Here is a 21655-nt window from a genome sequence, read left to right on the forward strand (position 1 = left end):
TATGAAGAAAATAGTCTTTACAGGTGGCGGTTCGGCAGGGCATGTAACACCTAATTTAGCCATCATTCCACATTTACAAGAACAGAATTGGGATATCTCTTATATCGGTTCTCATCAAGGAATTGAGAAAACAATTATAGAAAAGGAAGGCATTCCGTACTATAGTATTGCAAGCGGAAAGCTACGTCGTTATTTTGATTTGAAAAATATAAAAGATCCTTTTCTTGTAATGAAGGGTGTTATGGATGCCTATGTAAGGATTCGAAAACTAAAACCGGATGTGATTTTTTCAAAAGGTGGTTTCGTATCTGTACCAGTCGTAATTGGAGGATGGCTAAATAGAGTCCCTGTTTTATTACATGAATCTGATATGACGCCAGGACTAGCAAACAAAATTGCGCTCCGTTTTGCTTCGAAAATATTTGTTACATTTGAAGAAGCTGCGAAACATTTACCGAAAGAAAAAGTAATCTATACAGGATCTCCTGTACGTGAAGACGTGCTAAAGGGAAATCATGAAAAAGGTTTAGTGTTTTTAGGTTTTTCACGTAAAAAGCCAGTTATTACAATTATGGGAGGAAGTTTGGGCGCAAAGAAAATTAATGAAACTGTTCGAGAAGCGTTACCAGAACTTCTGAAAAAGTATCAAATTGTTCATCTTTGTGGAAAAGATAATCTTGATGAAAGCTTACAAAATCAAGAAGGATATAGACAATTTGAATATATACATGGAGAGCTGCCAGACATATTAGCGATAACAGATTTTGTTATTTCACGTGCGGGCTCTAATGCCATTTTTGAGTTTTTAACATTGCAAAAGCCGATGGTTTTAATTCCGCTATCGAAATTTGCAAGCCGTGGAGATCAAATACTAAATGCAGAGTCTTTTGAAAGACAAGGATATGCTTCCGTATTGTATGAAGAAGATGTGACTGTGAAATCTCTTATAAAGCATGTCGAAGAATTAAATCAAAATAATGAGATGTATAAAACAGCTCTAAAAAAATATAATGGAAAAGAAGCAATTCAAACAATCATTCAACATATTTCAGAGGCATGATGAAACAATCATGTCTTTTTTAATAGGGTGAAAGATTCCAAGGATTGATATTTTTATGTTACAATAGCAAATGGATTAGTAGGGAAATTCCAATTAATGAAGCGTGAAAATACGAATGGATTAGGAGTGACTGTGTTGGAGCTAAGTCTCTATGAAAATACTGCACTTATTATATGCTTTGTGTTGTACGTTGGTAGTGTTATTGTTTATATTTCAAGGAAATTTTCGCAAGAAAGAGAGCTTGAAAAATCAGAAATAACAGCTGAACTAGAAATGTTAGCTGATGAAAGTTATAAAAAGAAAAAAATAAAAGAAGAGCATGAAGAATCCCATCATTTAAACGCAAATAAGTTTTAAAGATGGGCATTTTTTTTTGAAGTCGTTCTTTATTATGTTTATAGCAAGTAACGCTAAAAGGAGTTTCCCGTACATAATGAAGGAGTGTATATAAATGAATTTTTATGTCGCCTCAGGATTCCAAAATAAACATCTTGTACGTTCTATAGCAAATGAACTGAAACATGCAGGATGGCACCATACATATGATTGGACAAGAAACGAAAGAGCAGTGAATCAAGATCAATTAAGAGAGATTGGTCAGGCAGAAAAGAATGCTATTAAAGAAGCGGATGTCTTTTTACTTATGTTAGATGGCGGAAACGGGAGCCATACAGAGTTTGGAATGGCGATTGCGCTAGAGAAAAAGATATATGTATATCATGAAAGAAACCCGCTTCAAACAACGTTCTATCATTTGCCAGAAATAAATATTTTTGAAGGAGATGCAACTGCATTTGCATCTTATGTTATGAATCATGTGAAATAATAGTAACGACCTAAAAGGTTATAAAAGTGATCTTTTGGGTACAGTGATGATAAGAAACGTATATAAAGGAGTATATAATATGAAATTAGAAAATGGATGGGAAACGAGCTTTTTAGAAGTTGTACAAAATAGTGAATTTAAGAAAGAGGCCGTTCTTAGTCAATTGCTTTGTGAGGATAGTGAAGAAGTAGAAGAGCTTGTGGATGATTACGGATATGAAGAGATTATTGAACGCGAACATGATGATGAATTAGCAGAAGTTTTAGGTGAAGAACTTTTCGATGAGATGGAACGACACGTATTCTTATCTTCACAGCCAGAAGAAAAACTTATTTCATTCGTAAATGGATTAGGTTTTCATGTGTTAGATTGGATTGTTCTTCTTGAAACAGAATTTGGCATTGATAGCGTACACTTTACGTCAGACGCCGTGAAAACGTTAGAAAAACGCTTTAGACAATTTCCATACATAGAAGATAAGACAATTTTTGATATGACATTTGGAGAAGCAATGGATGTATTAGAATCCATTACAGGATTACAACTGAAGGGAAAGATGAACGTATAATGTGAAAAAAAAAGAACGTGATATCCTCACGTTCTTTTTTTTACATTATAATAATTTTGTCATCTAGTTTTGTTTGTCCGCTAAGAAGTGCGTTTAAATATTCCACTTTTCTTATACAGGCCTGTATATGTCTTTCAACCTCTTGTAACTCTGCTTGGTGATGTGTTTCAATCGGATGAATTTGTACGTTGAATTTTTCAAATTGACTACTATATGTTATTTCTGCATAGCCGCTCATAATATCCATTTCGTTATGAAATAAAAATTGTTTCGTTTTGTCACAGAATGATACATTCTGAAAGCCATATACTTTTAATGCGTCAATTACTTTTTTAATCATTTTTGTATTCATTTTTTTTAACCCTCTTTGCGAAGTTCTACTTATATATTATAACACAAAAAATTACATAGAAAGCGCTTCCAAGTGTATTTTATTATAAACTTTACGTTTCAATCACAAAAATGAAACAAAGAAAAAATAATTGTAAAGAAGGGAGGACTCTTTTATTGTTTCGTCATATATATAGAGAAATAGTGCAAGGAAAGGGAATTTTCCGAATTTGAGTTCGTATTTCAAATTTAAGCGCAATAAAAGAGGTGAGAGACTTGAACTTTGATATTGTAGGACAAAAAGCATATATAAAAGATGGACCGCATCGGAACCGAATTGGAATTGTAAAGAACAGCGAGACAAAATTAGAAGCGCAGTTTGCTATTGTAATTGGAGAACAAATCATTGATGTAGAGCTAAAGGATATCGTGTTAGTTGGAGTAGACGTAGGACAATTTCATAAATGGTGCGAACAAAATGGTTATTTGTAAGAAGGACGGGCTGTGAGATAATAAAAATAATTGTAGCAGCATAAGAATGAGAGAATACGAGATTGGTATTCTCTTTTTCAGTGTTTTAGGAGGCGAGAATGAAGTATAAAGAACAAGATTTTACATTGGAGTTAAAAGAGAAAATTCAGTGTATGGAGAAGGAAATAGAGAGAATATCATTTAAACTTTTTAAAGATTATTCACATTTGTACATAGAAAAAAACATGGAATTATTTATAGAACTGATCAGAGATAAAGAAAATCCTTTTGAAACAGGATATTCTTCATCGATTTCGATAGCTGTATTAGATGAAGAAGGAAAGATGATTGAATTTTATACAGTTCCTATCTGGGAATGTTGTAGTTATTTTTTAGGAGTAACGCTTCAAATAAGGTTTTGGGGAAGTAAGTTAAGTGGTGAACTTGTTGGTGAATCTTATTGTGAGATAGAGGAGGAGTTAAAGGAGCGGTTGGAAGAGTTTTTACAGTTTGCAGATGAGGAATAATAGTTATTAAAAAAATGAAAAATGGTATTATTTCATTATATCTATACGTAATAATATACAGGTGATGTTTTGCCATGGTTGAAGTAATTTGTAGAGCTTTATACATAGTGTTTGAAACAATATGTTATGCCTTATGTATAAAAGACAAAGAGGAAGATGGAAAGAACTAAAAAAGGACGCTAACAGTTTTTGTTAGCGTCCTTTTTATTATGAAGCAATTTCACCAGTTTTTGTATCATCTTGATTGTACGTATCTTGATCTAATTCACCAAGCCATTTACTAGAAATAAGACCTGCTGTCATAGAACCACTTACGTTAAGAGCTGTACGACCCATATCGATTAATGGTTCAACTGAGATAACAAGAGCGACAATACCAATTGGTAAGTTCATTGTAGATAGTACGATTAACGCTGCGAATGTTGCACCGCCACCAACACCGGCAACACCGAATGAGCTAATAGCAACGACAGCGATTAAAGTTAAAATAAATTGTGGTTGTAATGGATCGATTCCTACAGTTGGAGCGACCATCATTGCAAGCATTGCTGGATAAATACCTGCGCAACCGTTTTGTCCGATAGATACTCCAAATGATGCTGCAAAGTTTGCAATCCCTTCGGAAATACCAAGCTTTTCTTTTTGCGCTTCAATATTTAATGGCATTGCACCAGCACTAGAGCGAGATGTGAATGCAAATGTTAATACAGGGAACACCTTTTTTAAATATTGAATTGGATTTAAACCAGATAGAGCAATTAATAATAAGTGGATAACGAACATTACGATAAGTGCCACGTAAGACGCTAATACGAAGTTACCAAGTTTTAAAATAGCATTTATGTCGCTACCAGCAACTGTTTTTGCCATAAGAGCTAATACGCCATATGGAGTAAGACGTAAAATTAATGTTACCATACGCATTACGATTGCATATACAGCATCAAGCATTTTCTTAAATAGTTCTGCTTGTTCTGGATATTTTCGTTTTACCCCTATAAAGGCGATACCGATAAAGGCTGCAAATATTACAACAGAAATTGTTGATGTTGGACGAGCACCTGTTAAATCAAGAAACGGATTTGTAGGCAACAGCTCTAATAATTTATCTGGAATTGTTGTTTTTTCAATAGAAGTAAATCTTTCTTCAACTAACTTCAGACGAGCGGATTCTGCATCACCTTGTTGTAAGCCTGTTGCTGATACATCAAATCCTGCACTTGCAGCGATACCGACAGCTGCAGCGATTCCTGTAGTAAGAATTAAAATTCCGATAATAAGACCACTAATTTTACCAAGGTTTTTCGTTAACTGTAATTTTGTAAATGCGGAAATAATAGATACTAAAATAAGTGGCATAACAATCATTTGAAGTAATTTCACATAACCGTTACCGATCAAGCTAAACCAAGTATTTGATTCAATAATTACTTTAGAAGTTGGCTCATAAATAAATTGTAATATAAGACCGAATATAATGCCGACTCCTAAAGCAGTAAATACACGTTTATTAAAAGATACATGCTTACGTTGCATATAATATAATACGCCAACTAAGATGAGCATGACTGCAACGTTAATTCCGACAAGCAGTGTATTCATGTTGATTCCCCCTAATTCCAATCTGTTATATAGAATATAAGGTAATAAAACCTATAAGTCAACTAGGGAATTGCGGAATTAAAAAAAAGATGGCAAAATGCCATCTTTAATGTCCAGCTCCAGGGACAAGTAAAAACGTCGTGTAGTATGTAAATCCTATGAAGAAAACAGTTAAATATGCCCCGAATACGTATATATACATACGCTCTGTTAAATTTAAATAGCTTAAAAGTACGAAGAAACCTGTTTGTCCTAAAAATAGTAGTGCGGTCGAATGCATATCCCCTACGTAAAACATAACCGAGAAAATTCCAGTCCAAAAGCCGAGAACGCGAAACATGCGCTCCATGCCATCTCCCTCCTTTTCTAAAAAAAGTAAACCTCTCCTCATTATAGTTTATTTTTCTTACTATTGTAAATATTCGTTCATATAAAAAGAAGCCAATTATAATTGGCTTCTTTTTATATGAGAAATTAAATTGTTAGTTTATAATTACAAGATTTACATCCATCTAGTAGACTATCGTTTCGAGTTAATTCCGTGTTAGGGAATAGGATTTCGAAAATCCCTTTCATCATATCCCCGTGCATATTACAAATTTCAGTTGGGTGATGAACAGCAACCTCTTTAAATGGACAATTGTGTACATCGTAGAAAATTTTCGTTCCATCTGCACTTAATTCAAAAGCAGGTGATAAGCCAGCTGTTGAGAAAGCTTCTTTTGCAATTTGAACTTTTTGCTCTACTGTTAAAGCATCTTCATTCACATGTAAACGCTGCATATGTTGTTGCATTAACTCGGCCCCGAATTGTTTTCCTGTTTCGTATAGCGCCTTTTCACCAGCAGCGCCAAGGCTAAGTAAAGAATTAAATGCGATTCTTGCTAACAATTGATAATCACGGAATGGAAATTGCAATTGAATTACATCTTCAGATAATACATATAATCTGCTTGGTCTTCCGCCTTTTCCAGTTTTCTTCGTTTCCGATTTCAGCATATGAACATCTTCTAATTTAGATAAATGTAAACGCGCTACGTTCGGATGAATGTCAAACTCATCTGCAATTTCTTGTACAGTTACGTAACTATGTTTTTGAGAAATATATTTATAAATGTAATAACGAGTTGGGTCAGATAATACGCCTGTAATTTTTAAAGCTTGTTCCATGAGGATCTCCACCTTTATCACTTTATCCAAGATAATAACATTATAATACAGATAAACTTCCATATAGGTAATTTCAGACAATAATTCGGAAATTGTTCATAATTTCACAAACATATTTTCCCTTTTTTCTCTGGTGAAAATACAAAATTATCGATTTTTCTTATCTGTTTTTTCATGCTATATACATAGTGGGGAGGGAAAAATGATGAATGGAATTGAAATTTTTGCGAATATGATTTTGAAAGAGGCGTGCAGGGTACAAGCTTCGGATTTACATATTGTGCCCCGGAAGAAGGATGTAGCGGTTCAACTGCGTATAGGAAAAGATTTAATGACGAAACACTGTATCGAAAAGGAATTTGGAGAAAAACTTGTTTCACACTTTAAATTTTTAGCATCCATGGATATAGGGGAGAGACGGAAGCCACAAAATGGTTCACTGTATTTACAAATGGATGGACAAGAAGTGTATTTACGCCTTTCCACGCTTCCAACCGTATATCAAGAAAGTCTCGTTATTCGTCTTCATTTACAAGCATCTATTCAGCCGTTATCTCATCTTTCGTTATTTCCAAGTACAGCGAAAAAAATACTCTCTTTTTTACACTATTCACATGGGTTACTCGTATTTACTGGACCGACTGGTTCTGGCAAGACAACAACAATGTATGCATTATTAGAGGCGATTAGAAAAAAGAAAACACGTCGCATCATTACACTTGAAGATCCGGTTGAAAAAAGAAATGATGATGTATTACAAATTCAAATAAATGAAAAAGCAGGTATCACATATGAGACGGGATTAAAGGCTATTTTACGTCATGACCCAGATATTATTTTAGTCGGTGAAATCCGTGATGAAGAAACCGCAAAAATAGCTGTAAGAGCAAGTTTGACTGGCCATTTAGTAATGACGACATTGCATACTAGTGACGCGAAAGGAGCGATACTACGATTTATGGATTATGGCATAACGAGGCAAGAGATTGAACAATCTTTATTGGCTGTAGCTGCACAGCGACTTGTCGAATTGAAGTGCCCGTTTTGCAGAGGAAACTGCTCTGTTTTATGTAAATCAATGCGGCAAGTAAGGCAAGCGAGCATTTATGAGTTGTTATATGGATATGAGTTAAAACAAGCGATTAAAGGAGCGAACGGAGAATGTGTTACGTACAAGCATGAAACATTAGAATCTTCGTTACGTAAAGGATACGCCTTAGGATTTTTAGAAGAAGATGTTTATGTTTAAGAAAACATGGAGTTTAAGTGATCAAGTAGTATTACTGAAACGATTAGGAGAATTATTAGAGAAAGGGTACTCTCTTTTGCAGGCACTAGAATTTTTGCGGTTTCAATTACCTTTAGAAAAGAAAGTACAATTGCAGCATATGATTGATGGATTAAAAGATGGAAAAAGTCTACACGATTCTTTTCATCAATTAAAGTTTCATCAGGAGATGTTAAGTTATTTATTTTATGCCGAGAAACATGGTGATATTTCTTTTGCATTGCAACAAGGGAGCGCACTTCTTTATAAAAAGGATAAGTATAGGAAAGATATGATCAAAATAATGCAGTATCCTATGTTTTTGGCGCTCTTTTTACTAATCATGATTTTGATTTTTAATCGCATTTTATTACCACAGGTCGACATGGTATATAGTTCGTTTGGTTCCACAGCACCGTTATTTACAGAACAAATATTAAGTGCAATTAAGCTACTACCCTATCTTATTTTTAGCACTATTTTTATCGTTATGATTGGCTGTAGTGTATATATATTTTACTTTCAAAAACTCCCGCATATGAAGCAGGTAAAAATTAAGCTTTGTATCCCCCTCGTAAAAAAATTTCTTATTTTAAAGCATTCACATTATTTCGCCACTCAATTGAGCGGTTTATTACACGGCGGACTATCAGTACTTGAGGCTCTAACAATAATGATGGAGCAACATTATCATCCGTTTTTTCAATATGAAGCGGGCCGAATTGAACGTCAATTAATTGCGGGAGAACCGTTGCAATCTATTATTGCTAAAAGCGGATATTATGAGGAAGAACTTTCTTATATTATTACGCATGGACAAGCAAACGGTAATTTGGCGATTGAATTAGGTGACTATAGCGATCTTATTATGGAAAAAATGGAGCAAAAAGTTAAACGTATGTTAGTGATCATTCAACCAATTTTATTTACGTGTATTGGAGGAATAGTCGTTCTTATGTATTTAGCGATGATTATGCCAATGTTTCAAATGATGAATTCTATTTAGGAGGCATTTACATGCAGAATGAAGAAGGGTTTACCCTTTTAGAAATGTTATTAGTTATGGTCGTCATAACTGTATTATTACTATTAATTATTCCGAATGTAGTTACACAGCGTTCATCCGTCGAAGGAAAAGGATGTAAAGCCTATGTGAAATCTATAGAAGCTCAAATACAAGCATACCATTTACAACATAATAAAATACCCTCGCTAAAAGAGCTAAGGGATGAAAAATATATTACAGCTGATGAGTGTCCGAATGGTGAATCCATTCATATTTCAAATGATGGCACAGTAACAACTGGGAAACTGTGAAGCAAAAAGGTTTTACTCTTTTAGAAATGCTACTCGTTCTATTTGCAATTTCTGTACTAAGTATGGTCACGTATTTTAACGTACATTCATTACATGAAAAACAAAAAGTGGAACAATTTTTAAGACAGTTTTCAAATGATATTTTGTATATGCAACAATTAGCGATAAACCGTCAAAAACACTATACATTACGATGGCATAAAGATAGACATACGTATTATATAGGGGATTCGAGTACGAATCTTTCTATCATTAAAAGAGAATATGATAGCGATGTACAAATTGATTTGAATACTTTTCCTAATCCGATGACATATAATCCGAGTGGAAATATTAATAGAGGTGGAACGATTTTACTTTCGTATCGAAGTTATAAATATGAGATTGTATTTCAACTTGGAAGAGGGAGATTTACGTATCGTGAAATGTCAAAAAGGGTCAGTGATGGCTGAGATGCTTGTAGCATTAAGTATAGTAATGATGGCAGTATTTTTACTACTTCCGCAAACAGTATTGATGATGCAAGAACGAAAAAACATACAAATTCGTTATAAAGCATTTGTATTATTAAAAAGGGAAGCAGCTTTATATATGTATGAGAATGGGGCGAAACAACAGAAAGAAAAAGACGTAAACGGAAATGTATATTACACATATTGGGGAGGAAATGAAGTTTGTGCTATGTGGAAAGATGTGAAAGGAAGAATGATGGAACAATGCTTTTATGCAGGAGAAAAAATAAATTAGAAGTTGGGTTTACATTAATAGAAATGATCGTATGTTTTTTTCTGTTATCACTGTTCTTTTTACTCTTACCACGTTTGAATTTTATTGGAATAGAAAACAACCAATCAAAAGGATTAAATAATTGGGAATGGGATGTGTTTATAGGACAAAGACAATTGATAGTTTCACTTGTCTTTATTGTAATCTCGGTGAATCTGAAACCCGTTGATACGTAAGGGTTTATCGGGTTTCTATTCGTGTTTGAAATGAAGGGTATTTGTATTATAAATCTCAAACGCCCCGCTTTTGCCCCGCTTTTTTCTAAAGGATAAATTCTTGCCCCACATAAGCCTCATATTTGCTTTGTTCATTTTGGATTACTTTAGGTGTGACATGTGAATAAATATCAGAAGTAATTTCGATACTTTTATGTCCTAATCTTTCTTGTATATACTTCATTTCAACTCCAGCTTCCAAAAGAAGTACAGCATGAGTATGCCTTAATCCATGAACACTAATTTGATGTAGTTCAGCATTTTTTAGAATACGATCTAAAACATTTTTTAATGTTGATTTTGTTAATGGCTTACCTGTAGTCGTGAATACAAAATCAAAAGTTTTATCATACTTAGCGCCTAGTTTTAATTTGCACTCATTTTGATATGTTTTAAATGTTTTAAGCACAGTAACAAGTCTATCTGAAATAGTAATTGAACGTACTGAATCATAAGTTTTTGTTTTACCAATTAAATCTTTGTTATTTTTCTGTCCTATAGGAGTATAAGCGTAATAGTTTATAGTTCTATCAATATGAATCATTTTGTTATCTAAATCAATATTCGTATCCCATTCTAATGCTGTTGCTTCACCTTTACGCATACCAGTTTCTACTAAGGTATAAATGAATGTATAGTATAGTATTTTATCCTTATGAGCCGCATTCAATAATTTTGTTACTTGTTCTTTTGTTAAGTAATTTTCTTTTTTTGAATGCTGGTTGAAACGATCAGCAGCAATTAGAATTCCGTTGGTAAAATCTTTGTAAATCAATTCTAAATCTATAGCACGTTTTATTGAATTAGACATTGTTGAATGAATAATTTTAACTGTACGTTTTGAATAATCTTTGTTTATAAGATGATTAATAAATTTTTGGTATTCTATTTTATTTATATCAGCCAATTTGATGTTTTGAAAATACGGGATGATGTGTTTATTAATATTGCTCTTATGAAGAATATAAGTGCTTTGCCCCACTTTTCCCTTTTTATAAGTCTCTAGCCACTCTATTAAATACTCGCTTAATAGAGTTTTTTTGGTGTTTGCATCCATTCCGTGAAATAATTGACGCTCTCGTTCATTAGCATGGAAGGTTGCTTCTTTTTTTGAATCAAATCCACCTTTGCTAATCTCTCTTTTTTTACCTGTAGTCTTGTCCACATATCGAATACGATATTCCCATTTTTTGCCCCGCTTTCTGAACGTTGCCATTAAAATTCCTCCTCTTTATGTATATTTCATGTTAGTAATTTATTATGGGATATGTTATCACTGAACTTAATTTGAATCATAGCACGATAACCTAATTATTGTAAAAGAAAAACTTACACATGTAGAACGTGTGTGCTAAAATGATTATGTATTCAAAATAAGAAAGGGGAATGGAAAGATGGAGAGTTTTACTGAAGAACCAGGTGGTCATAGAATGGCTGATCCGGGAGGGCATGGAATGACTGATCCAGGAGGATCGTCATTATTATATGGACCAGGTGGCGGAATTGGTAAGCAAAAGTTATTTGGACCTGGAACAGGGATATAATAAAAAAAGACACTTTTTAAGTGTCTTTTTTGAGAAAAAATCAGTATTTTATTGTATAGAAACTAAAGAAGCTTCAATTATGTACCTATTAGGGGCATCCCCAATATAGTTAAATGGATAACAGGTAGTTAATGTTAATGTGGGTGTATTTTTTTTGATAATCACAGTACGATCATCTGCCCCTGTAATCCAGTGTTTTTGAATTTGGTAGATGTATATTTTTTTATCATATTCAAGTAAAATATAGTCATTTTCTTGTAAATCCCCCAATTTAGTAAATACTGTGTCACGATGTCCGCTTAAAACAGTATGTCCATTACCAGAAGGAGCGGTCGTAATATCACTAACAAACATTCCTACTCCTTTTTTTAAAGTTTTGGCATCAGCGCCCCAATAAACTTGATATTTTTGTTTGATTTTCGGTATAACCATGTAAGCGATTTGTTCTCCCATTTGATGTTGAACTTGAGAAGCTGGAATCTGTTTTTGTGATTCCGGTAATGGTTCAATAGTGTTTGTAAGATTCGATTCTTGATGTGGTAGAGTATGTTGGGATTGTTCTTTGTTTGCTTCGTTGTTGACATCTTTTTTCTCATTAGTGACAGCTTCTATATTTTTATATTGCTGAATTTCAGTACTTGTTAAGGACTCAACAGTTTTTCTTGCATCATACCAATCTATAAAGTAATAAACAAAAGCAAAAGAGCCTATAGTAATTAATAAAACTCCCAACCATTCAAGTTTTTTCAAGAGTATCACTCCACATTAAAAACGACAGGAATATTCCTGCCGTTTTAGGTATTAGTTTAGACATTCGTTTTTTTACGACGGAATACAAGGATTGAACCTACTAATACTAAAGCAGCACTTGCAAGCATCATTGTAACACCGTTAGATGCTGTATTAGGTAATTTTTCGCCTTGTTTTTTTGTTTCAGCTGTTACAGCTGTTTGTTTAGATTGTTGGTTATTATTGGTTACTTGGTTATTTTGTTGTATATTTTCCTGCTTAGTTTGTTCTTGAGGTTTAGCAGTTTCTTTATTGTCTGTTGTAGTATTTGTACTTGTTTGATACTTATAATCTTCACATGGAATGCCATCTTTATCATTGTCTAAACGATTTGGATCATTTCCAACAGCATATCCGTTTTGATCCCAAAAAGCTTGAGCCTCTTGTTGATTTTTAAAATGTCCACAGTTTTTTGTGTCATTAGGGCTTTTGGCTGCAAATGCAGCGGAACTATACCCAACTGTTAATAGTGTGAATGCTGTAGCTGATGCTAATAGTTTTTTCATGAAATCCTTCATCCCCTTAAATGGTATATGCTTACATTGGAATATTTTACATTCTGAAAACTGAAAATACAATAATAATTTGTTGATAAATGTAAGATTTTCACACGATGATAGGGAATTATTGATTTTTACACTTTTATATTTAGTCAAATAAAAAAAGAGAGCTATTCAGCCCTCTTGCTCAAATTGTAAAAAGAAGAAAATTTTACAATTTGAAATTGGAAATGATTTCTTTTATGATGAAATCAAATCATAGTATTTCATTATTCTCACCAAGGAAACGTACATAATAATCTAGTTGCTTGCAGAAGTTTTTTCTTTGTGTTTCAGATAACACCCCATATGTTTTCTGAACACCAATCAAGGTATTATGTAACATTTCATCATCCGAATTATCAATGCGACCTGTAAGCACATCTAGTGTTACATTGAAATAGGAAGCGAGGTGAAATAATGTAGTGAGATCAGGCTCTGAAAAACCATTTTCGTAGTTGTTTATTTGACTTCTACTTAGGTTTAGTTCAAGAGCTAAATCTTCTTGCCTTAACGAACGACTTTTTCTTAACGTTTTTAAAGTTTCACTAAATGTCTTCATAGTACAAGTATAATTATAGACATATTGATATACTATAAATGATAGATTTATTGTCATTTATGTTATATTGATAGTAAATCTATTTTAATTACAAAATATAATAGAACAAAAGTTCGGTTTTATGGTAAAATATTGATATGGAATTTCATACAAGTACATGCAAAATTGCATATCTTATTCTTAAGAACATAAGAAACGTTGTTTTACCACGGTTTCTCGACTTTCTCAATAAAAATCAGATAACTACATGACCGAATTTTGGGAAATTTGTGTTATTATGAAAATAAATAAATATACGGACGTAAAAAAGACTCACAGCGTGTATAAGTAGTGCGCTAACACTCTTACACCGCTTTCCCTAATCCAGCTAGGGAAAACACTTACTGCAAGTCTTACATAAATTATAACACATCATTTGAATGTAGTGACGCGTTTTCCTTTAAAAGTTAAAAAATGGGTATAACGTGTCTTTTGTTCCGACAAGGAGGAGCAAAGTGAAACTGTTATTGGAAAAGATGCATGAAGATTTAAAGTCTAATGGTTACACTAATCGTAAATTAGCGGCGTTATTTAATGTTAGTCATACGACAGTGAATAGCTATTTTTCCCAAGGTACTAAATTTGATTTCATGCACTATGTTGAAACATTAAGATTATATGAGCCTAAGGATATTAATTTTCGAAGAGAGTCATTATTGAAGTCGTTTAATGACTTATCTCCCAATAACGAAAGACTAGGACTTGAAGTATTAAATATGTATGGAGAATTTGAACTACAAAAAAAATTGATTTCTAAGATCCAAAATAATACAGAAACAAATAAAAATGCGAGATTGAATAAAAAGATGGCAGAAGTATATCAGTTGTTAGCATTACGTAATGAAGGATTTATAAATAAACATGAATTCTTTCGGGCGGTAGATGATTTTCGAAATTCAAGAAAAATATCGACTAATGAACTGAAAATAATTTCTGATTTCGCGTTAATATACTCACATCTAGATTTTAACGATCACAAAATGGTTTTAAAATACACAAAGCAATTGATGCCATATATTGATGAAATCAAAAAAGGAACTTCGAAAACATCTTTTACATTAAGAGCAAAAGAAATGTTAGCTACAAGTAACCAGCATGCAAATGATTTAGAACAAGCAAGAAAATATTGCTTTGAAATTGTAAATGATCCTTTGAATAAATATGAGTGTATGAAAGCTTTAGCTTACTGTATTTTAGGTGAAACTTATATCTTAGAGGATTACAGTATTGCAAAGTATTATTTTGAACAAGGGATATCAACGTTGGATTCTCCGTCAAATCGTAAAAGTATAGTAAGAAAAAAGGCTATAGAGAATACTCTTAATTTCCTAAAGATTTATTGGAGAATGGATTTAGAAAATATAAGACCTACGGATAAGGCTGAAGAAGCATTTTTATATGCTGTAACCGGTCGTGAGGAAAAATCTTTATTGTTGTTAGACGAATTAGAAAAAGAAAATAAAAAACTAAGTCCTATACAAAAATATTACAAAGGTCTAGCCACTGGGGAAGAAAATTATTTCAAAGAATCAATAGAAGATTTTGAAAGATTAGGGGATTTTTTCTATTCCAGACTACCAAGAGAGTGCTTAAAATGATATAATTGTGGTATGAAAAGGAGTGATTTTATTTGAAGTTAAAGGCTATAAAAATAGTAATAACAGCAGCAATTATTGCTTCTATTGGTTTCATACCAACAAAAAATGATAAAAAGGTATCACAACAATCTCAAACTCCAATTGAATATAGAATGATGGTCGATCCGGGTGCTGGAGGCGGCTGAAAATAAAGAATGACGCTATCATAGAGATAGCGTCATTCGTGCTTTATAAGGAATGGAAAGTAAATGACCGAATGGTCAAAAACTTTCCACGATGTGTATAACTAAAAGAGGATGCAGGGGGAAAGGCAAATGGAAGAAATGATAACGCAAGTTTTATTAATAGAGAAAGCTGAAGGGGTAAATGTCAATCATTTACGCGATTTGTTAAAGGGACTTGCTGAACAGGGAAAAGAACAAAATAAAACTCCGTAGACAATTATTAGTCTCACGGAGTTTTATTTTTAGATATAAAGTTTTGTATTGTTGATTTAAATAACTCTTTGTTGTCCTCAGAAAGTTGGTTAATCAGTGTCATCCATTCATTAGTTTCTTTGTGTATTTCTTCGGTTTCTTTAACTGTTAATTTTTGATGCATCGATCTTCCTAATAAATAATCAATAGAAACCTCGTATATGTCTGCTAATTTAGTTAATGTCTCATAATCGGGTTTACGTCTTCCTGATTCATAACTAGATAAAGTTGCTTTATTCACGTCTAATTTTTCTGAGATGAAAGTCTGCGTATAACCTTTCTTTTCGCGACACGCTTTCAATCTTTCGTTTAAGTTCATAATTTCATTATTCCCCTTTATAAATAATATCCCATTACTTATGTGCCTCGCCTTAATTTAAGGTGTATTACACTGCCTTGCTGTGCCTTGCAAAACTTTTGCTTAATTACAGTATATATACTTTTTGACAACTTTTCACTATCTGTAAAAAAAAAAATAACAAAATGACAAAATAGGGTTTACATTTACGAAATGACAACCTATAATAAAATCAAGAAGTTGTCAAAACGACAACAACAGGAGGTGAAGCGGATATGACTTTTGGAAGCAGAGTCCGAGATATTCGCAAACAAAAGAATATTACTCAAGAAAAACTAGCTAAGAAGCTTGATTTTAGCCACGCTTCAGCTATTTCTTTCATAGAGAACGGCAAGAGAAGATTAGATGCTGAAAAGATACCTACCTTGGCAGATGCGCTTGGAGTATCAATAGACGAACTTTTTTTTACGGAAAAAGTTGTCAAAATGACAACTAGGGAATTGGAGGAGAAAGAAAATGATTAGTGTTCAAGTTGATGAAAATGAAGTGAGAAACCTTTATCTAGCAGAAATCGCGGAAAAAGTTAAAGAAATCGATGCAGAGTTAGTGTATTGGGACGCTAACGAGTTAAAAAGAAGAACTTGTATGGGATGGAATAGCATTCAAAAAACATTCTTTTTTGATCCTAGATTTCCGAAACACAAAGTAGGAGGAAAGTGGTATTTCCCAGCTCAACAAGTAAAAGAATTTTTATTGCAATGGTTATCAGAACAATAAGGAGGTGATTTTGTGGAAGATTTAACATCTTTAGCTATATTTGGATTTTCAATCACAGGTGGATTATGGCTACTGTATATCACTTATGAGCCAATAAGAAAATGGGCTTGGAGTGATGTAGAACAAAATAAAAAGACCCATTGCAGTGGGTCCGTTAGAAAAAACAAGTTTCTATAAGTATAACACGGAAAGTTGGGAAATAGTACATGGATTTAATCGAATATCAAGTGCTATTACCTAATCAGTTTTGGGATTTAGCAAAAAGCAAAGAAGAATTAAAACAAATGATTAAGCAGTATTTCAAAATTGGTTATTCGCATTATGAAATTCAACGGATTATCCAAAGTGGACAAGCACATATAGCAATTTGTACGAGGAGGTAAGGACTATGTCTGAAGTAAAAGTGAAATGGATAAAACTCTCAACAACGATGTTTGAGGATGAAAAAATACGCTTAATTGAGAGCATGCCTGAAGCTGATACATTATTAATCATTTGGATTAAGTTATTAGCTCAAGCTGGTAAAACAAATGCAAGTGGTTATATTTTTTTAAACGAGAATATCCCATATACGGAAGATATGCTAGCAACGCTATTTAATCGACCTCTAAATACAGTTCGGATGGCACTAGGTGTATTTCAAAATTTCGGAATGATTGATATTGACGATAATCATTACATCAACGTCGTTAATTGGGGAAATCATCAGAATCTAGACCGTTTAGAAAAGATAAAGGAAGACACTAGAAAACGCGTAGCGGCACACCGAGAAAGGAAAAAACAACAAACACTTAGTTGTAACGTTACATGTAACGATGACGTAACGGACATAGATAAAGATTTAGATAAAGATATAGATAAAGAAATAAAAAAGAATTATAGTCCTGAAAAACCTCAGGACATCGTTCAATCTATTCCATATCAAGAAATTGTTGATTATCTCAATACGAAAGCAAAAACCAATTACAAATATACATCTAAAAAAACACAAGATTTAATTAGGACAAGATGGAAAGAGGGTTTCAGATTAAATCATTTTCAACAGGTAATTGACATCAAGGCTTCACAATGGATTGATAATACGGAAATGAGTGGCTATTTGAGACCTATCACTTTATTTGGAACTAAATTCGAAAGTTATTTAAATGAAAAACCTGTACGACGAAAAGGAGTCTATAAAGGAGGTTTAACTAATGCAAGCAATCAAAAAGATAGTAGCTTCATCAACAAATATAACTTCAAGAAACGCTAGTCAAAGATATGTGTTGTCGCCTAATAGATGCACGAATGTATTTTTAGTAGGAAAAGAAAATTTTAAAGATGTTTGCAGTAAACGCATGTTGATAGATACAGAAACAAACGAGGAATTTTGTCCTCAGTGCAGATCGGTAGAAAAGGAAGATCAGAAATTAGCTATAGAGACACTAGCTATAAAAAAGAAAAATGAAATCATTCATTTATATGATTCATTTGCTGATAACAGTTTAATAAATGACAAACTCAAAAAAGCTACATTTGAAAATTATGTACCTACTAAAAGGGAATTAGCTGATGCAAAAGCAACGATAATGAATTTTGTTACTTCATTCAATAAAGAAGAACCAACAAGCATGATAATAACGGGTGATTATGGAGTAGGAAAAAGTCATTTGTGTGTGGCAGCCACTAAAGAACTTATGAAAAAGGGTCACAGTGCAATGTTTATTCAAATGAATAAGCTATTTACTAAAATCAAATCAACTTGGAATAAAAATAGTGAAATGACAGAGGACAAGCTTATGTCCCTTCTAGCAAAAGTTGATGTCTTGATTATCGATGACTTTGGAGCGGAATTCACAGAGAAAGATAAAGAAGGCGTTACATGGAAGCAAACGAAGACAAATGAAATTGTAGATAGCCGTATAGGTAAAAGTACATTATTTACTACTAATTTTACGGTCGATGAATTAGCAGGAATGTATGGAGAACGTGATTTCAGTCGGATGATGGAAAACGCTGAAATGTTAGAAATGTATGGGGATAATTATAGATTACGTAATTTCAAAAAGGAGGAATAAGCATGTGTGTATTATGTCATGATACAGGGATTATTCGTAAAGAAACTTATCCGGGTGTAACTCTAACGGAAGGTTGTAATTGTGAAGTAGCAAAGCAACAGCAAGAAGAAAACGATAAGCGTTGGCAAGCATGGTTAATAAAATTTGAATCAATGAAACAAGAATTAGAAAGAAAGAAACAACAAAAAGCTAGTTAACAAGAAAGAGGAGGATTTCAGTCGTATGAAGCCTATGAAAATCGAAATCGATGTTACGGATAATAAAATTTATGTAGTAAAAAACGGTGAGGTTACTCCGCTGAATCCTCCAGCAACAGGATTTGGTGAACAAGTAATTACTTGGCAAGGCGGGAAAGTTGATCGTGTATCAACTACAATCACTGAAAAAATTAAATAACTGGGGATGCGATTATGAAGCAATTAACAATTGATGACGTTATAGGTAGTTTCAACTACAACGCGATAAGTACCAGTGAAAAGTTTTTGAATCCAAGCTATGAAGTCCATTTCTACGATAAAGAGGAACGCCAAAAGATGGATTGTTTTGATGCTAAGACTGAAACCGAAGCTTGGAACGCAACAATAGAAGAGCATGGAAAATGTATTCAGAAGATTAGGATAACTCATTCGAATCGTACCAGAGCTGAATTTCTGGCACTGGATTAGGAGGGGATGGAGAAAATGAAAAAGGCAATTGAAGAATATATCAATCATTTAAAACAGTCCGCAGTAGAGAACAGAAAGGGATCAGATAAAGCGTATGAAAATGGTGATTTAGGTTTATCAGGATACTTGCGTGGACAGTGGATTGCGAATGAAGGAATAGTAATTGCATTAGAGACTATATTAACTCAACACAGAGGGAAAAGGGCGGGTTCAGATCTACTAAAGTAAGACCAAATTTGAATTTTATTAAGAAATGGGGGAATGGGATATGAACAAACGATTACAGGAAGTGAAAGAAAATGTCACAAACATAGCAGATCATGCAATTTGTATGACGAAGTTTGATTACGATTGGTTAATTGAACAAGTTCAGAATTCAAATTTAGAAATAGATGATTGGAAACAAAGTCATGATAAGGTCGCAAGAGCATTAGAAAAGAGTGAATGTGAACACCTTGAAACCATGAACCTATTACATGATACGAATAATATGAGAACTGAAGTTAAATGGTTTGCTGAACAGATGGAAAGCAAGTTGCAGGAGAATGACCATAAAGGCGGTTGGCAAGATTGTGATTGCTATTGGCTTCTCAATAGAGCAATAAAAGAGTGCGTGGAGTTATCGCGTGAATTGGATGCTCATAGAGATTTAGGTGACAACAAGGAGAAAATTATTAAAGAATGCTCAGATGTTGCCAATTTCGTAATGATGATTGCGGATAAGGTACGTAAAAACTAAACAAAAGCGTTATTTTAATCGAAAAGGGGAATGAAAAGTGGAAAATCAAAAACCATTAGTTGTTTTGAATGAAGATCAAAAGGCAGTCACTTTAAAGAGATTAAAAGATTTATGTTTTGCAGCACAACAAATGCATGAATGGTTATCAAAGGATAAGTTAACGGAGGAAATGAAGGGGACACTTATTTCTTTATCCGAAAGTCATATTTCAGTTATAGCGAAAGAAACAAACTACGAATCTGATTTGGCTAGGGAACGAGAAAGACGTAGTACTGATCTTAGGAATGCGAATTTACGTATTAGAGAACTAGAAAAGAAGATGGCTGATATGAAACCTATTGATGGTCTGAGTGAACAACTTAATTCATTGACTAACAAAATTAAAGGTTGGTGGAGAGAACTCGGATTTAATTATATTTCTGAAATGACTTTCACTGAGTATGGTGGATTGAATATAAAATTTGCTTTCAGTTTAACTAGACTTAGCAGAATGTTTAGCAAGAAACCAGTATCAGATAAGAAAGAAGAAGTAGATAAAATTCAACAATTAAGTGATAAGGGATTCGTTTTTATGAAAGAAGATAACGAGTTGCAATTAGTGGATAACGATACTAATAAAAAATTACTGATAAATCTATTGGAAGAAAGATTCCCAAGTATAAACATAGACCGAATAGAGATTTGGAACGGAAAAAATAATCAAGAGTCGTATATCCGATACGTTACAGCTTACATCGGAGAATTACATGAAATTTAAACAAAATAGTTATTTAGTTAAAAAAGAATAGAACACACAAATATGTGTGTTCTTAAAATGATAAGTGGTGTAGGTAAAGTGTTTCATGAGTAAATTCTTAATATTGTATGCCTTACTTGGGTTTATGAAGCTTGTCACTAAAGAAAATGGTCATGTGAAATTTAGAAGTAATTTAAACAAAATTCTTATTTTAATCGAAAAGGGGAACGGGAATGAAAAAGAATAAATTTCGTGCTTGGCATAAAGAAAAGAAATGTTGGATCAGCCTTCATAACAACGGATATTCATTTAACCCGAATAACGGTCAAATTTATTACGAAGGATTGAATATAACAAGTCGCATTGATTTAATGCAATACACAGGCTTAAAAGACAAGAATGATAAGGAGATTTATGAAGGGGATATCGTAAGGATTTTTGTTCCTCATGATCCAGAAGAAAAAGAATACGTTTCTAAGGTTTATGAATCAGATGGGGCTTTTGTTGTTGATATGGTTGGATATGACATATATATGGATGTACATTGTATCGGATGGATTCCTGGAGGTTATGAATTAGAAGTGATAGGAAACATTTACGAAAGTCTAGATCTAATAAAAAACTAAACAAAATCTTTATTTTAGTTGTAGTTTGACAAAAAAGGACCCGCTAAAAATAGCAGGCCCTTTCCTAAAAT

Annotated in this window: 38 protein-coding genes and 1 pseudogene; 30 read left to right on the forward strand and 9 right to left on the reverse strand. The window is 33.1% G+C overall.

What is annotated here, in order from left to right; genetic code table 11:
- Nucleotide 1 precedes the first annotated feature (1 nt).
- The 4 genes from murG to DN393_RS07685 all read left to right on the forward strand — a co-directional run bounded on the left by murG (nucleotide 2) and on the right by DN393_RS07685 (nucleotide 2454).
- The gene (gene murG, locus DN393_RS07670) at nucleotides 2-1060 is read left to right on the forward strand and encodes an undecaprenyldiphospho-muramoylpentapeptide beta-N-acetylglucosaminyltransferase (protein ID WP_064474799.1); all 1059 of its coding nucleotides are present in this window, start codon (nucleotides 2-4) and stop codon (nucleotides 1058-1060) included.
- Between the two features lie 96 nt (nucleotides 1061-1156).
- Nucleotides 1157-1417 (forward strand): DUF3966 domain-containing protein, encoded by a 261-nt coding sequence (locus tag DN393_RS07675; protein ID WP_000817963.1) that lies wholly within the window; start codon nucleotides 1157-1159, stop codon nucleotides 1415-1417.
- A gap of 94 nt (nucleotides 1418-1511) precedes the next feature.
- Entirely contained in the window at nucleotides 1512-1886 is a 375-nt protein-coding gene (locus DN393_RS07680) for a nucleoside 2-deoxyribosyltransferase (RefSeq protein WP_064474800.1), read from the forward strand.
- Between the two features lie 79 nt (nucleotides 1887-1965).
- Nucleotides 1966-2454 carry a hypothetical protein gene (locus DN393_RS07685; RefSeq protein ID WP_064474801.1) on the forward strand — a complete coding sequence of 163 codons (489 nt, stop codon included), beginning with the start codon at nucleotides 1966-1968 and terminating at the stop codon, nucleotides 2452-2454.
- 40 nt (nucleotides 2455-2494) lie between these two features.
- Here the strand turns inward: DN393_RS07685 and DN393_RS07690 are convergent, their stop codons facing one another.
- Entirely contained in the window at nucleotides 2495-2806 is a 312-nt protein-coding gene (locus DN393_RS07690; protein WP_001093232.1) for a hypothetical protein, read from the reverse strand.
- A 254-nt stretch (nucleotides 2807-3060) separates the two neighbouring features.
- Here DN393_RS07690 and DN393_RS07695 point away from each other — a divergent pair, with 254 nt between their 5' ends.
- Nucleotides 3061-3276 (forward strand): DUF3912 family protein, encoded by a 216-nt coding sequence (locus DN393_RS07695; RefSeq protein WP_064474802.1) that lies wholly within the window; start codon nucleotides 3061-3063, stop codon nucleotides 3274-3276.
- A gap of 98 nt (nucleotides 3277-3374) precedes the next feature.
- A complete protein-coding gene (locus tag DN393_RS07700) occupies nucleotides 3375-3782 on the forward strand; it encodes a hypothetical protein (RefSeq protein ID WP_064474803.1) in 408 nt (135 codons plus the stop codon).
- Nucleotides 3783-3989: 207 nt separating this feature from the next.
- On the opposite strand, the gene DN393_RS07705 is transcribed toward DN393_RS07700, so the two are convergent.
- From DN393_RS07705 to DN393_RS07715, 3 genes are all read right to left on the reverse strand, one after another.
- Nucleotides 3990-5384: an L-cystine transporter gene (locus tag DN393_RS07705; RefSeq protein WP_048562307.1), complete on the reverse strand. Its 1395-nt coding sequence runs from the start codon at nucleotides 5382-5384 to the stop codon at nucleotides 3990-3992.
- A 106-nt stretch (nucleotides 5385-5490) separates the two neighbouring features.
- Nucleotides 5491-5733, reverse strand: a complete 243-nt coding sequence (locus tag DN393_RS07710; protein WP_000440714.1) for a DUF2626 domain-containing protein — start codon at nucleotides 5731-5733, stop codon at nucleotides 5491-5493.
- Nucleotides 5734-5858: 125 nt separating this feature from the next.
- Complete coding sequence (locus DN393_RS07715) at nucleotides 5859-6554, reverse strand: helix-turn-helix transcriptional regulator (protein ID WP_000434122.1); 696 nt, start codon at nucleotides 6552-6554, stop codon at nucleotides 5859-5861.
- A 205-nt stretch (nucleotides 6555-6759) separates the two neighbouring features.
- Between DN393_RS07715 and comGA the strand changes: the two genes are divergently transcribed.
- From comGA to DN393_RS31890, 6 genes and pseudogenes are all read left to right on the forward strand, one after another.
- Nucleotides 6760-7803, forward strand: a complete 1044-nt coding sequence (gene comGA, locus DN393_RS07720) for a competence type IV pilus ATPase ComGA (protein WP_064474804.1) — start codon at nucleotides 6760-6762, stop codon at nucleotides 7801-7803.
- A complete protein-coding gene (gene comGB, locus DN393_RS07725) occupies nucleotides 7796-8827 on the forward strand; it encodes a competence type IV pilus assembly protein ComGB (protein ID WP_088048114.1) in 1032 nt (343 codons plus the stop codon). Before comGA ends, comGB begins: the two co-directional genes overlap by 8 nt.
- 11 nt (nucleotides 8828-8838) lie before the next feature.
- A complete protein-coding gene (gene comGC / locus DN393_RS07730; protein WP_001178693.1) occupies nucleotides 8839-9138 on the forward strand; it encodes a competence type IV pilus major pilin ComGC in 300 nt (99 codons plus the stop codon).
- Nucleotides 9135-9590 carry a comG operon protein ComGD gene (comGD, locus tag DN393_RS07735; RefSeq protein ID WP_064474806.1) on the forward strand — a complete coding sequence of 152 codons (456 nt, stop codon included), beginning with the start codon at nucleotides 9135-9137 and terminating at the stop codon, nucleotides 9588-9590. Before comGC ends, comGD begins: the two co-directional genes overlap by 4 nt.
- Nucleotides 9583-9885, forward strand: coding sequence for a competence type IV pilus minor pilin ComGE (gene comGE / locus DN393_RS07740; protein ID WP_064474807.1), 303 nt, complete (start codon nucleotides 9583-9585; stop codon nucleotides 9883-9885). The genes comGD and comGE overlap by 8 nt, the downstream gene beginning before the upstream one ends.
- Nucleotides 9855-10043: pseudogene (locus DN393_RS31890) on the forward strand (pilus assembly FimT family protein); the annotation flags it as partial. The gene comGE and the pseudogene DN393_RS31890, both read left to right, overlap by 31 nt.
- 142 nt (nucleotides 10044-10185) lie before the next feature.
- Here the strand turns inward: DN393_RS31890 and DN393_RS07750 are convergent.
- Nucleotides 10186-11355 carry a site-specific integrase gene (locus DN393_RS07750; protein WP_149173398.1) on the reverse strand — a complete coding sequence of 390 codons (1170 nt, stop codon included), beginning with the start codon at nucleotides 11353-11355 and terminating at the stop codon, nucleotides 10186-10188.
- Between the two features lie 178 nt (nucleotides 11356-11533).
- Here DN393_RS07750 and DN393_RS31460 point away from each other — a divergent pair, with 178 nt between their 5' ends.
- Nucleotides 11534-11683, forward strand: coding sequence for a hypothetical protein (locus DN393_RS31460; protein ID WP_179958500.1), 150 nt, complete (start codon nucleotides 11534-11536; stop codon nucleotides 11681-11683).
- 48 nt (nucleotides 11684-11731) lie between these two features.
- Here DN393_RS31460 and DN393_RS07755 read toward each other — a convergent pair whose 3' ends face one another.
- The 3 genes from DN393_RS07755 to DN393_RS07765 form a co-directional block, all read right to left on the reverse strand.
- Nucleotides 11732-12433: a class D sortase gene (locus DN393_RS07755; RefSeq protein WP_149173399.1), complete on the reverse strand. Its 702-nt coding sequence runs from the start codon at nucleotides 12431-12433 to the stop codon at nucleotides 11732-11734.
- A 56-nt stretch (nucleotides 12434-12489) separates the two neighbouring features.
- Entirely contained in the window at nucleotides 12490-12978 is a 489-nt protein-coding gene (locus tag DN393_RS07760) for an excalibur calcium-binding domain-containing protein (protein WP_149173400.1), read from the reverse strand.
- Nucleotides 12979-13228: 250 nt separating this feature from the next.
- Nucleotides 13229-13573: a helix-turn-helix domain-containing protein gene (locus DN393_RS07765; protein WP_149173401.1), complete on the reverse strand. Its 345-nt coding sequence runs from the start codon at nucleotides 13571-13573 to the stop codon at nucleotides 13229-13231.
- Between the two features lie 494 nt (nucleotides 13574-14067).
- Here DN393_RS07765 and DN393_RS07770 point away from each other — a divergent pair, with 494 nt between their 5' ends.
- From DN393_RS07770 to DN393_RS31895, 3 genes are all read left to right on the forward strand, one after another.
- Entirely contained in the window at nucleotides 14068-15210 is a 1143-nt protein-coding gene (locus DN393_RS07770; RefSeq protein WP_149173402.1) for an AimR family lysis-lysogeny pheromone receptor, read from the forward strand.
- A gap of 32 nt (nucleotides 15211-15242) precedes the next feature.
- A complete protein-coding gene (locus DN393_RS31465) occupies nucleotides 15243-15395 on the forward strand; it encodes a hypothetical protein (protein ID WP_179958501.1) in 153 nt (50 codons plus the stop codon).
- Between the two features lie 129 nt (nucleotides 15396-15524).
- Nucleotides 15525-15647, forward strand: coding sequence for a hypothetical protein (locus DN393_RS31895; protein WP_255449737.1), 123 nt, complete (start codon nucleotides 15525-15527; stop codon nucleotides 15645-15647).
- 13 nt (nucleotides 15648-15660) lie between these two features.
- Here DN393_RS31895 and DN393_RS07775 read toward each other — a convergent pair whose 3' ends face one another.
- Nucleotides 15661-15987: a helix-turn-helix domain-containing protein gene (locus tag DN393_RS07775; protein ID WP_255449738.1), complete on the reverse strand. Its 327-nt coding sequence runs from the start codon at nucleotides 15985-15987 to the stop codon at nucleotides 15661-15663.
- A gap of 272 nt (nucleotides 15988-16259) precedes the next feature.
- Between DN393_RS07775 and DN393_RS07780 the strand changes: the two genes are divergently transcribed.
- The 14 genes from DN393_RS07780 (at nucleotide 16260) to DN393_RS07830 (ending at nucleotide 21584) form a co-directional block, all read left to right on the forward strand.
- Nucleotides 16260-16508, forward strand: a complete 249-nt coding sequence (locus tag DN393_RS07780; RefSeq protein WP_149173403.1) for a helix-turn-helix domain-containing protein — start codon at nucleotides 16260-16262, stop codon at nucleotides 16506-16508.
- A complete protein-coding gene (locus DN393_RS07785; RefSeq protein WP_149173404.1) occupies nucleotides 16501-16761 on the forward strand; it encodes a group-specific protein in 261 nt (86 codons plus the stop codon). The genes DN393_RS07780 and DN393_RS07785 overlap by 8 nt, the downstream gene beginning before the upstream one ends.
- A gap of 12 nt (nucleotides 16762-16773) precedes the next feature.
- Nucleotides 16774-16938 carry a hypothetical protein gene (locus tag DN393_RS31470; RefSeq protein ID WP_179958502.1) on the forward strand — a complete coding sequence of 55 codons (165 nt, stop codon included), beginning with the start codon at nucleotides 16774-16776 and terminating at the stop codon, nucleotides 16936-16938.
- A gap of 29 nt (nucleotides 16939-16967) precedes the next feature.
- Complete coding sequence (locus tag DN393_RS31475) at nucleotides 16968-17144, forward strand: hypothetical protein (RefSeq protein WP_179958503.1); 177 nt, start codon at nucleotides 16968-16970, stop codon at nucleotides 17142-17144.
- A 5-nt stretch (nucleotides 17145-17149) separates the two neighbouring features.
- Nucleotides 17150-18013: a phage replisome organizer N-terminal domain-containing protein gene (locus DN393_RS07790; RefSeq protein ID WP_149173405.1), complete on the forward strand. Its 864-nt coding sequence runs from the start codon at nucleotides 17150-17152 to the stop codon at nucleotides 18011-18013.
- On the forward strand, nucleotides 17955-18818 hold the full coding sequence (locus tag DN393_RS07795; RefSeq protein WP_149173406.1) for an ATP-binding protein: 864 nt from the start codon (nucleotides 17955-17957) through the stop codon (nucleotides 18816-18818). Before DN393_RS07790 ends, DN393_RS07795 begins: the two co-directional genes overlap by 59 nt.
- Nucleotides 18819-18820: 2 nt before the next feature.
- On the forward strand, nucleotides 18821-19015 hold the full coding sequence (locus DN393_RS07800; protein WP_149173407.1) for a hypothetical protein: 195 nt from the start codon (nucleotides 18821-18823) through the stop codon (nucleotides 19013-19015).
- Nucleotides 19016-19040: 25 nt separating this feature from the next.
- Nucleotides 19041-19214 carry a DUF3954 domain-containing protein gene (locus tag DN393_RS07805; RefSeq protein WP_149173408.1) on the forward strand — a complete coding sequence of 58 codons (174 nt, stop codon included), beginning with the start codon at nucleotides 19041-19043 and terminating at the stop codon, nucleotides 19212-19214.
- A 14-nt stretch (nucleotides 19215-19228) separates the two neighbouring features.
- Nucleotides 19229-19483 (forward strand): hypothetical protein, encoded by a 255-nt coding sequence (locus DN393_RS07810; protein ID WP_149173409.1) that lies wholly within the window; start codon nucleotides 19229-19231, stop codon nucleotides 19481-19483.
- 15 nt (nucleotides 19484-19498) lie between these two features.
- Nucleotides 19499-19711, forward strand: coding sequence for a glyoxalase (locus DN393_RS07815; protein WP_149173410.1), 213 nt, complete (start codon nucleotides 19499-19501; stop codon nucleotides 19709-19711).
- A 40-nt stretch (nucleotides 19712-19751) separates the two neighbouring features.
- The gene (locus tag DN393_RS31900) at nucleotides 19752-20222 is read left to right on the forward strand and encodes a hypothetical protein (RefSeq protein ID WP_255449739.1); all 471 of its coding nucleotides are present in this window, start codon (nucleotides 19752-19754) and stop codon (nucleotides 20220-20222) included.
- 37 nt (nucleotides 20223-20259) lie between these two features.
- A complete protein-coding gene (locus DN393_RS07825; protein WP_149173411.1) occupies nucleotides 20260-20979 on the forward strand; it encodes a hypothetical protein in 720 nt (239 codons plus the stop codon).
- A gap of 85 nt (nucleotides 20980-21064) precedes the next feature.
- Complete coding sequence (locus DN393_RS31480) at nucleotides 21065-21205, forward strand: hypothetical protein (RefSeq protein WP_179958504.1); 141 nt, start codon at nucleotides 21065-21067, stop codon at nucleotides 21203-21205.
- Entirely contained in the window at nucleotides 21192-21584 is a 393-nt protein-coding gene (locus tag DN393_RS07830) for a YopX family protein (RefSeq protein ID WP_149173412.1), read from the forward strand. Before DN393_RS31480 ends, DN393_RS07830 begins: the two co-directional genes overlap by 14 nt.
- Nucleotides 21585-21655: the final 71 nt, after the last annotated feature.

The organism is Bacillus sp. BPN334, from assembly GCF_008368885.1.
Taxonomy (GTDB): domain Bacteria; phylum Bacillota; class Bacilli; order Bacillales; family Bacillaceae_G; genus Bacillus_A; species Bacillus_A wiedmannii.

What these genes read in the sequence shown, in the direction of transcription:
- DN393_RS07680 (WP_064474800.1), top strand. Translation starts at nt 1,512, where the DNA reads ATGAATTTTTATGTCGCCTCAGGATTCCAAAATAAACATCTTGTACGT.
- DN393_RS07710 (WP_000440714.1), bottom strand. Translation starts at nt 5,733, where the DNA reads ATGGAGCGCATGTTTCGCGTTCTCGGCTTTTGGACTGGAATTTTCTCG.
- DN393_RS07700 (WP_064474803.1), top strand. Translation starts at nt 3,375, where the DNA reads ATGAAGTATAAAGAACAAGATTTTACATTGGAGTTAAAAGAGAAAATT.
- DN393_RS07790 (WP_149173405.1), top strand. Translation starts at nt 17,150, where the DNA reads ATGTCTGAAGTAAAAGTGAAATGGATAAAACTCTCAACAACGATGTTT.
- DN393_RS07795 (WP_149173406.1), top strand. Translation starts at nt 17,955, where the DNA reads ATGCAAGCAATCAAAAAGATAGTAGCTTCATCAACAAATATAACTTCA.
- DN393_RS31895 (WP_255449737.1), top strand. Translation starts at nt 15,525, where the DNA reads ATGGAAGAAATGATAACGCAAGTTTTATTAATAGAGAAAGCTGAAGGG.
- DN393_RS07715 (WP_000434122.1), bottom strand. Translation starts at nt 6,554, where the DNA reads ATGGAACAAGCTTTAAAAATTACAGGCGTATTATCTGACCCAACTCGT.
- DN393_RS07785 (WP_149173404.1), top strand. Translation starts at nt 16,501, where the DNA reads ATGATTAGTGTTCAAGTTGATGAAAATGAAGTGAGAAACCTTTATCTA.
- DN393_RS07685 (WP_064474801.1), top strand. Translation starts at nt 1,966, where the DNA reads ATGAAATTAGAAAATGGATGGGAAACGAGCTTTTTAGAAGTTGTACAA.
- DN393_RS07800 (WP_149173407.1), top strand. Translation starts at nt 18,821, where the DNA reads ATGTGTGTATTATGTCATGATACAGGGATTATTCGTAAAGAAACTTAT.
- DN393_RS31475 (WP_179958503.1), top strand. Translation starts at nt 16,968, where the DNA reads ATGGATTTAATCGAATATCAAGTGCTATTACCTAATCAGTTTTGGGAT.
- DN393_RS31460 (WP_179958500.1), top strand. Translation starts at nt 11,534, where the DNA reads ATGGAGAGTTTTACTGAAGAACCAGGTGGTCATAGAATGGCTGATCCG.
- comGA (WP_064474804.1), top strand. Translation starts at nt 6,760, where the DNA reads ATGAATGGAATTGAAATTTTTGCGAATATGATTTTGAAAGAGGCGTGC.
- murG (WP_064474799.1), top strand. Translation starts at nt 2, where the DNA reads ATGAAGAAAATAGTCTTTACAGGTGGCGGTTCGGCAGGGCATGTAACA.
- comGC (WP_001178693.1), top strand. Translation starts at nt 8,839, where the DNA reads ATGCAGAATGAAGAAGGGTTTACCCTTTTAGAAATGTTATTAGTTATG.
- DN393_RS07780 (WP_149173403.1), top strand. Translation starts at nt 16,260, where the DNA reads ATGACTTTTGGAAGCAGAGTCCGAGATATTCGCAAACAAAAGAATATT.
- DN393_RS07830 (WP_149173412.1), top strand. Translation starts at nt 21,192, where the DNA reads ATGAAAAAGAATAAATTTCGTGCTTGGCATAAAGAAAAGAAATGTTGG.
- comGE (WP_064474807.1), top strand. Translation starts at nt 9,583, where the DNA reads ATGGCTGAGATGCTTGTAGCATTAAGTATAGTAATGATGGCAGTATTT.
- DN393_RS07705 (WP_048562307.1), bottom strand. Translation starts at nt 5,384, where the DNA reads ATGAATACACTGCTTGTCGGAATTAACGTTGCAGTCATGCTCATCTTA.
- DN393_RS31900 (WP_255449739.1), top strand. Translation starts at nt 19,752, where the DNA reads ATGAACAAACGATTACAGGAAGTGAAAGAAAATGTCACAAACATAGCA.
- DN393_RS31480 (WP_179958504.1), top strand. Translation starts at nt 21,065, where the DNA reads ATGAGTAAATTCTTAATATTGTATGCCTTACTTGGGTTTATGAAGCTT.
- DN393_RS07760 (WP_149173400.1), bottom strand. Translation starts at nt 12,978, where the DNA reads ATGAAAAAACTATTAGCATCAGCTACAGCATTCACACTATTAACAGTT.
- DN393_RS07815 (WP_149173410.1), top strand. Translation starts at nt 19,499, where the DNA reads ATGAAAAAGGCAATTGAAGAATATATCAATCATTTAAAACAGTCCGCA.
- DN393_RS07675 (WP_000817963.1), top strand. Translation starts at nt 1,157, where the DNA reads ATGAAGCGTGAAAATACGAATGGATTAGGAGTGACTGTGTTGGAGCTA.
- DN393_RS07810 (WP_149173409.1), top strand. Translation starts at nt 19,229, where the DNA reads ATGAAGCAATTAACAATTGATGACGTTATAGGTAGTTTCAACTACAAC.
- DN393_RS07750 (WP_149173398.1), bottom strand. Translation starts at nt 11,355, where the DNA reads ATGGCAACGTTCAGAAAGCGGGGCAAAAAATGGGAATATCGTATTCGA.
- DN393_RS07690 (WP_001093232.1), bottom strand. Translation starts at nt 2,806, where the DNA reads ATGAATACAAAAATGATTAAAAAAGTAATTGACGCATTAAAAGTATAT.
- comGB (WP_088048114.1), top strand. Translation starts at nt 7,796, where the DNA reads ATGTTTAAGAAAACATGGAGTTTAAGTGATCAAGTAGTATTACTGAAA.
- DN393_RS07805 (WP_149173408.1), top strand. Translation starts at nt 19,041, where the DNA reads ATGAAGCCTATGAAAATCGAAATCGATGTTACGGATAATAAAATTTAT.
- DN393_RS07765 (WP_149173401.1), bottom strand. Translation starts at nt 13,573, where the DNA reads ATGAAGACATTTAGTGAAACTTTAAAAACGTTAAGAAAAAGTCGTTCG.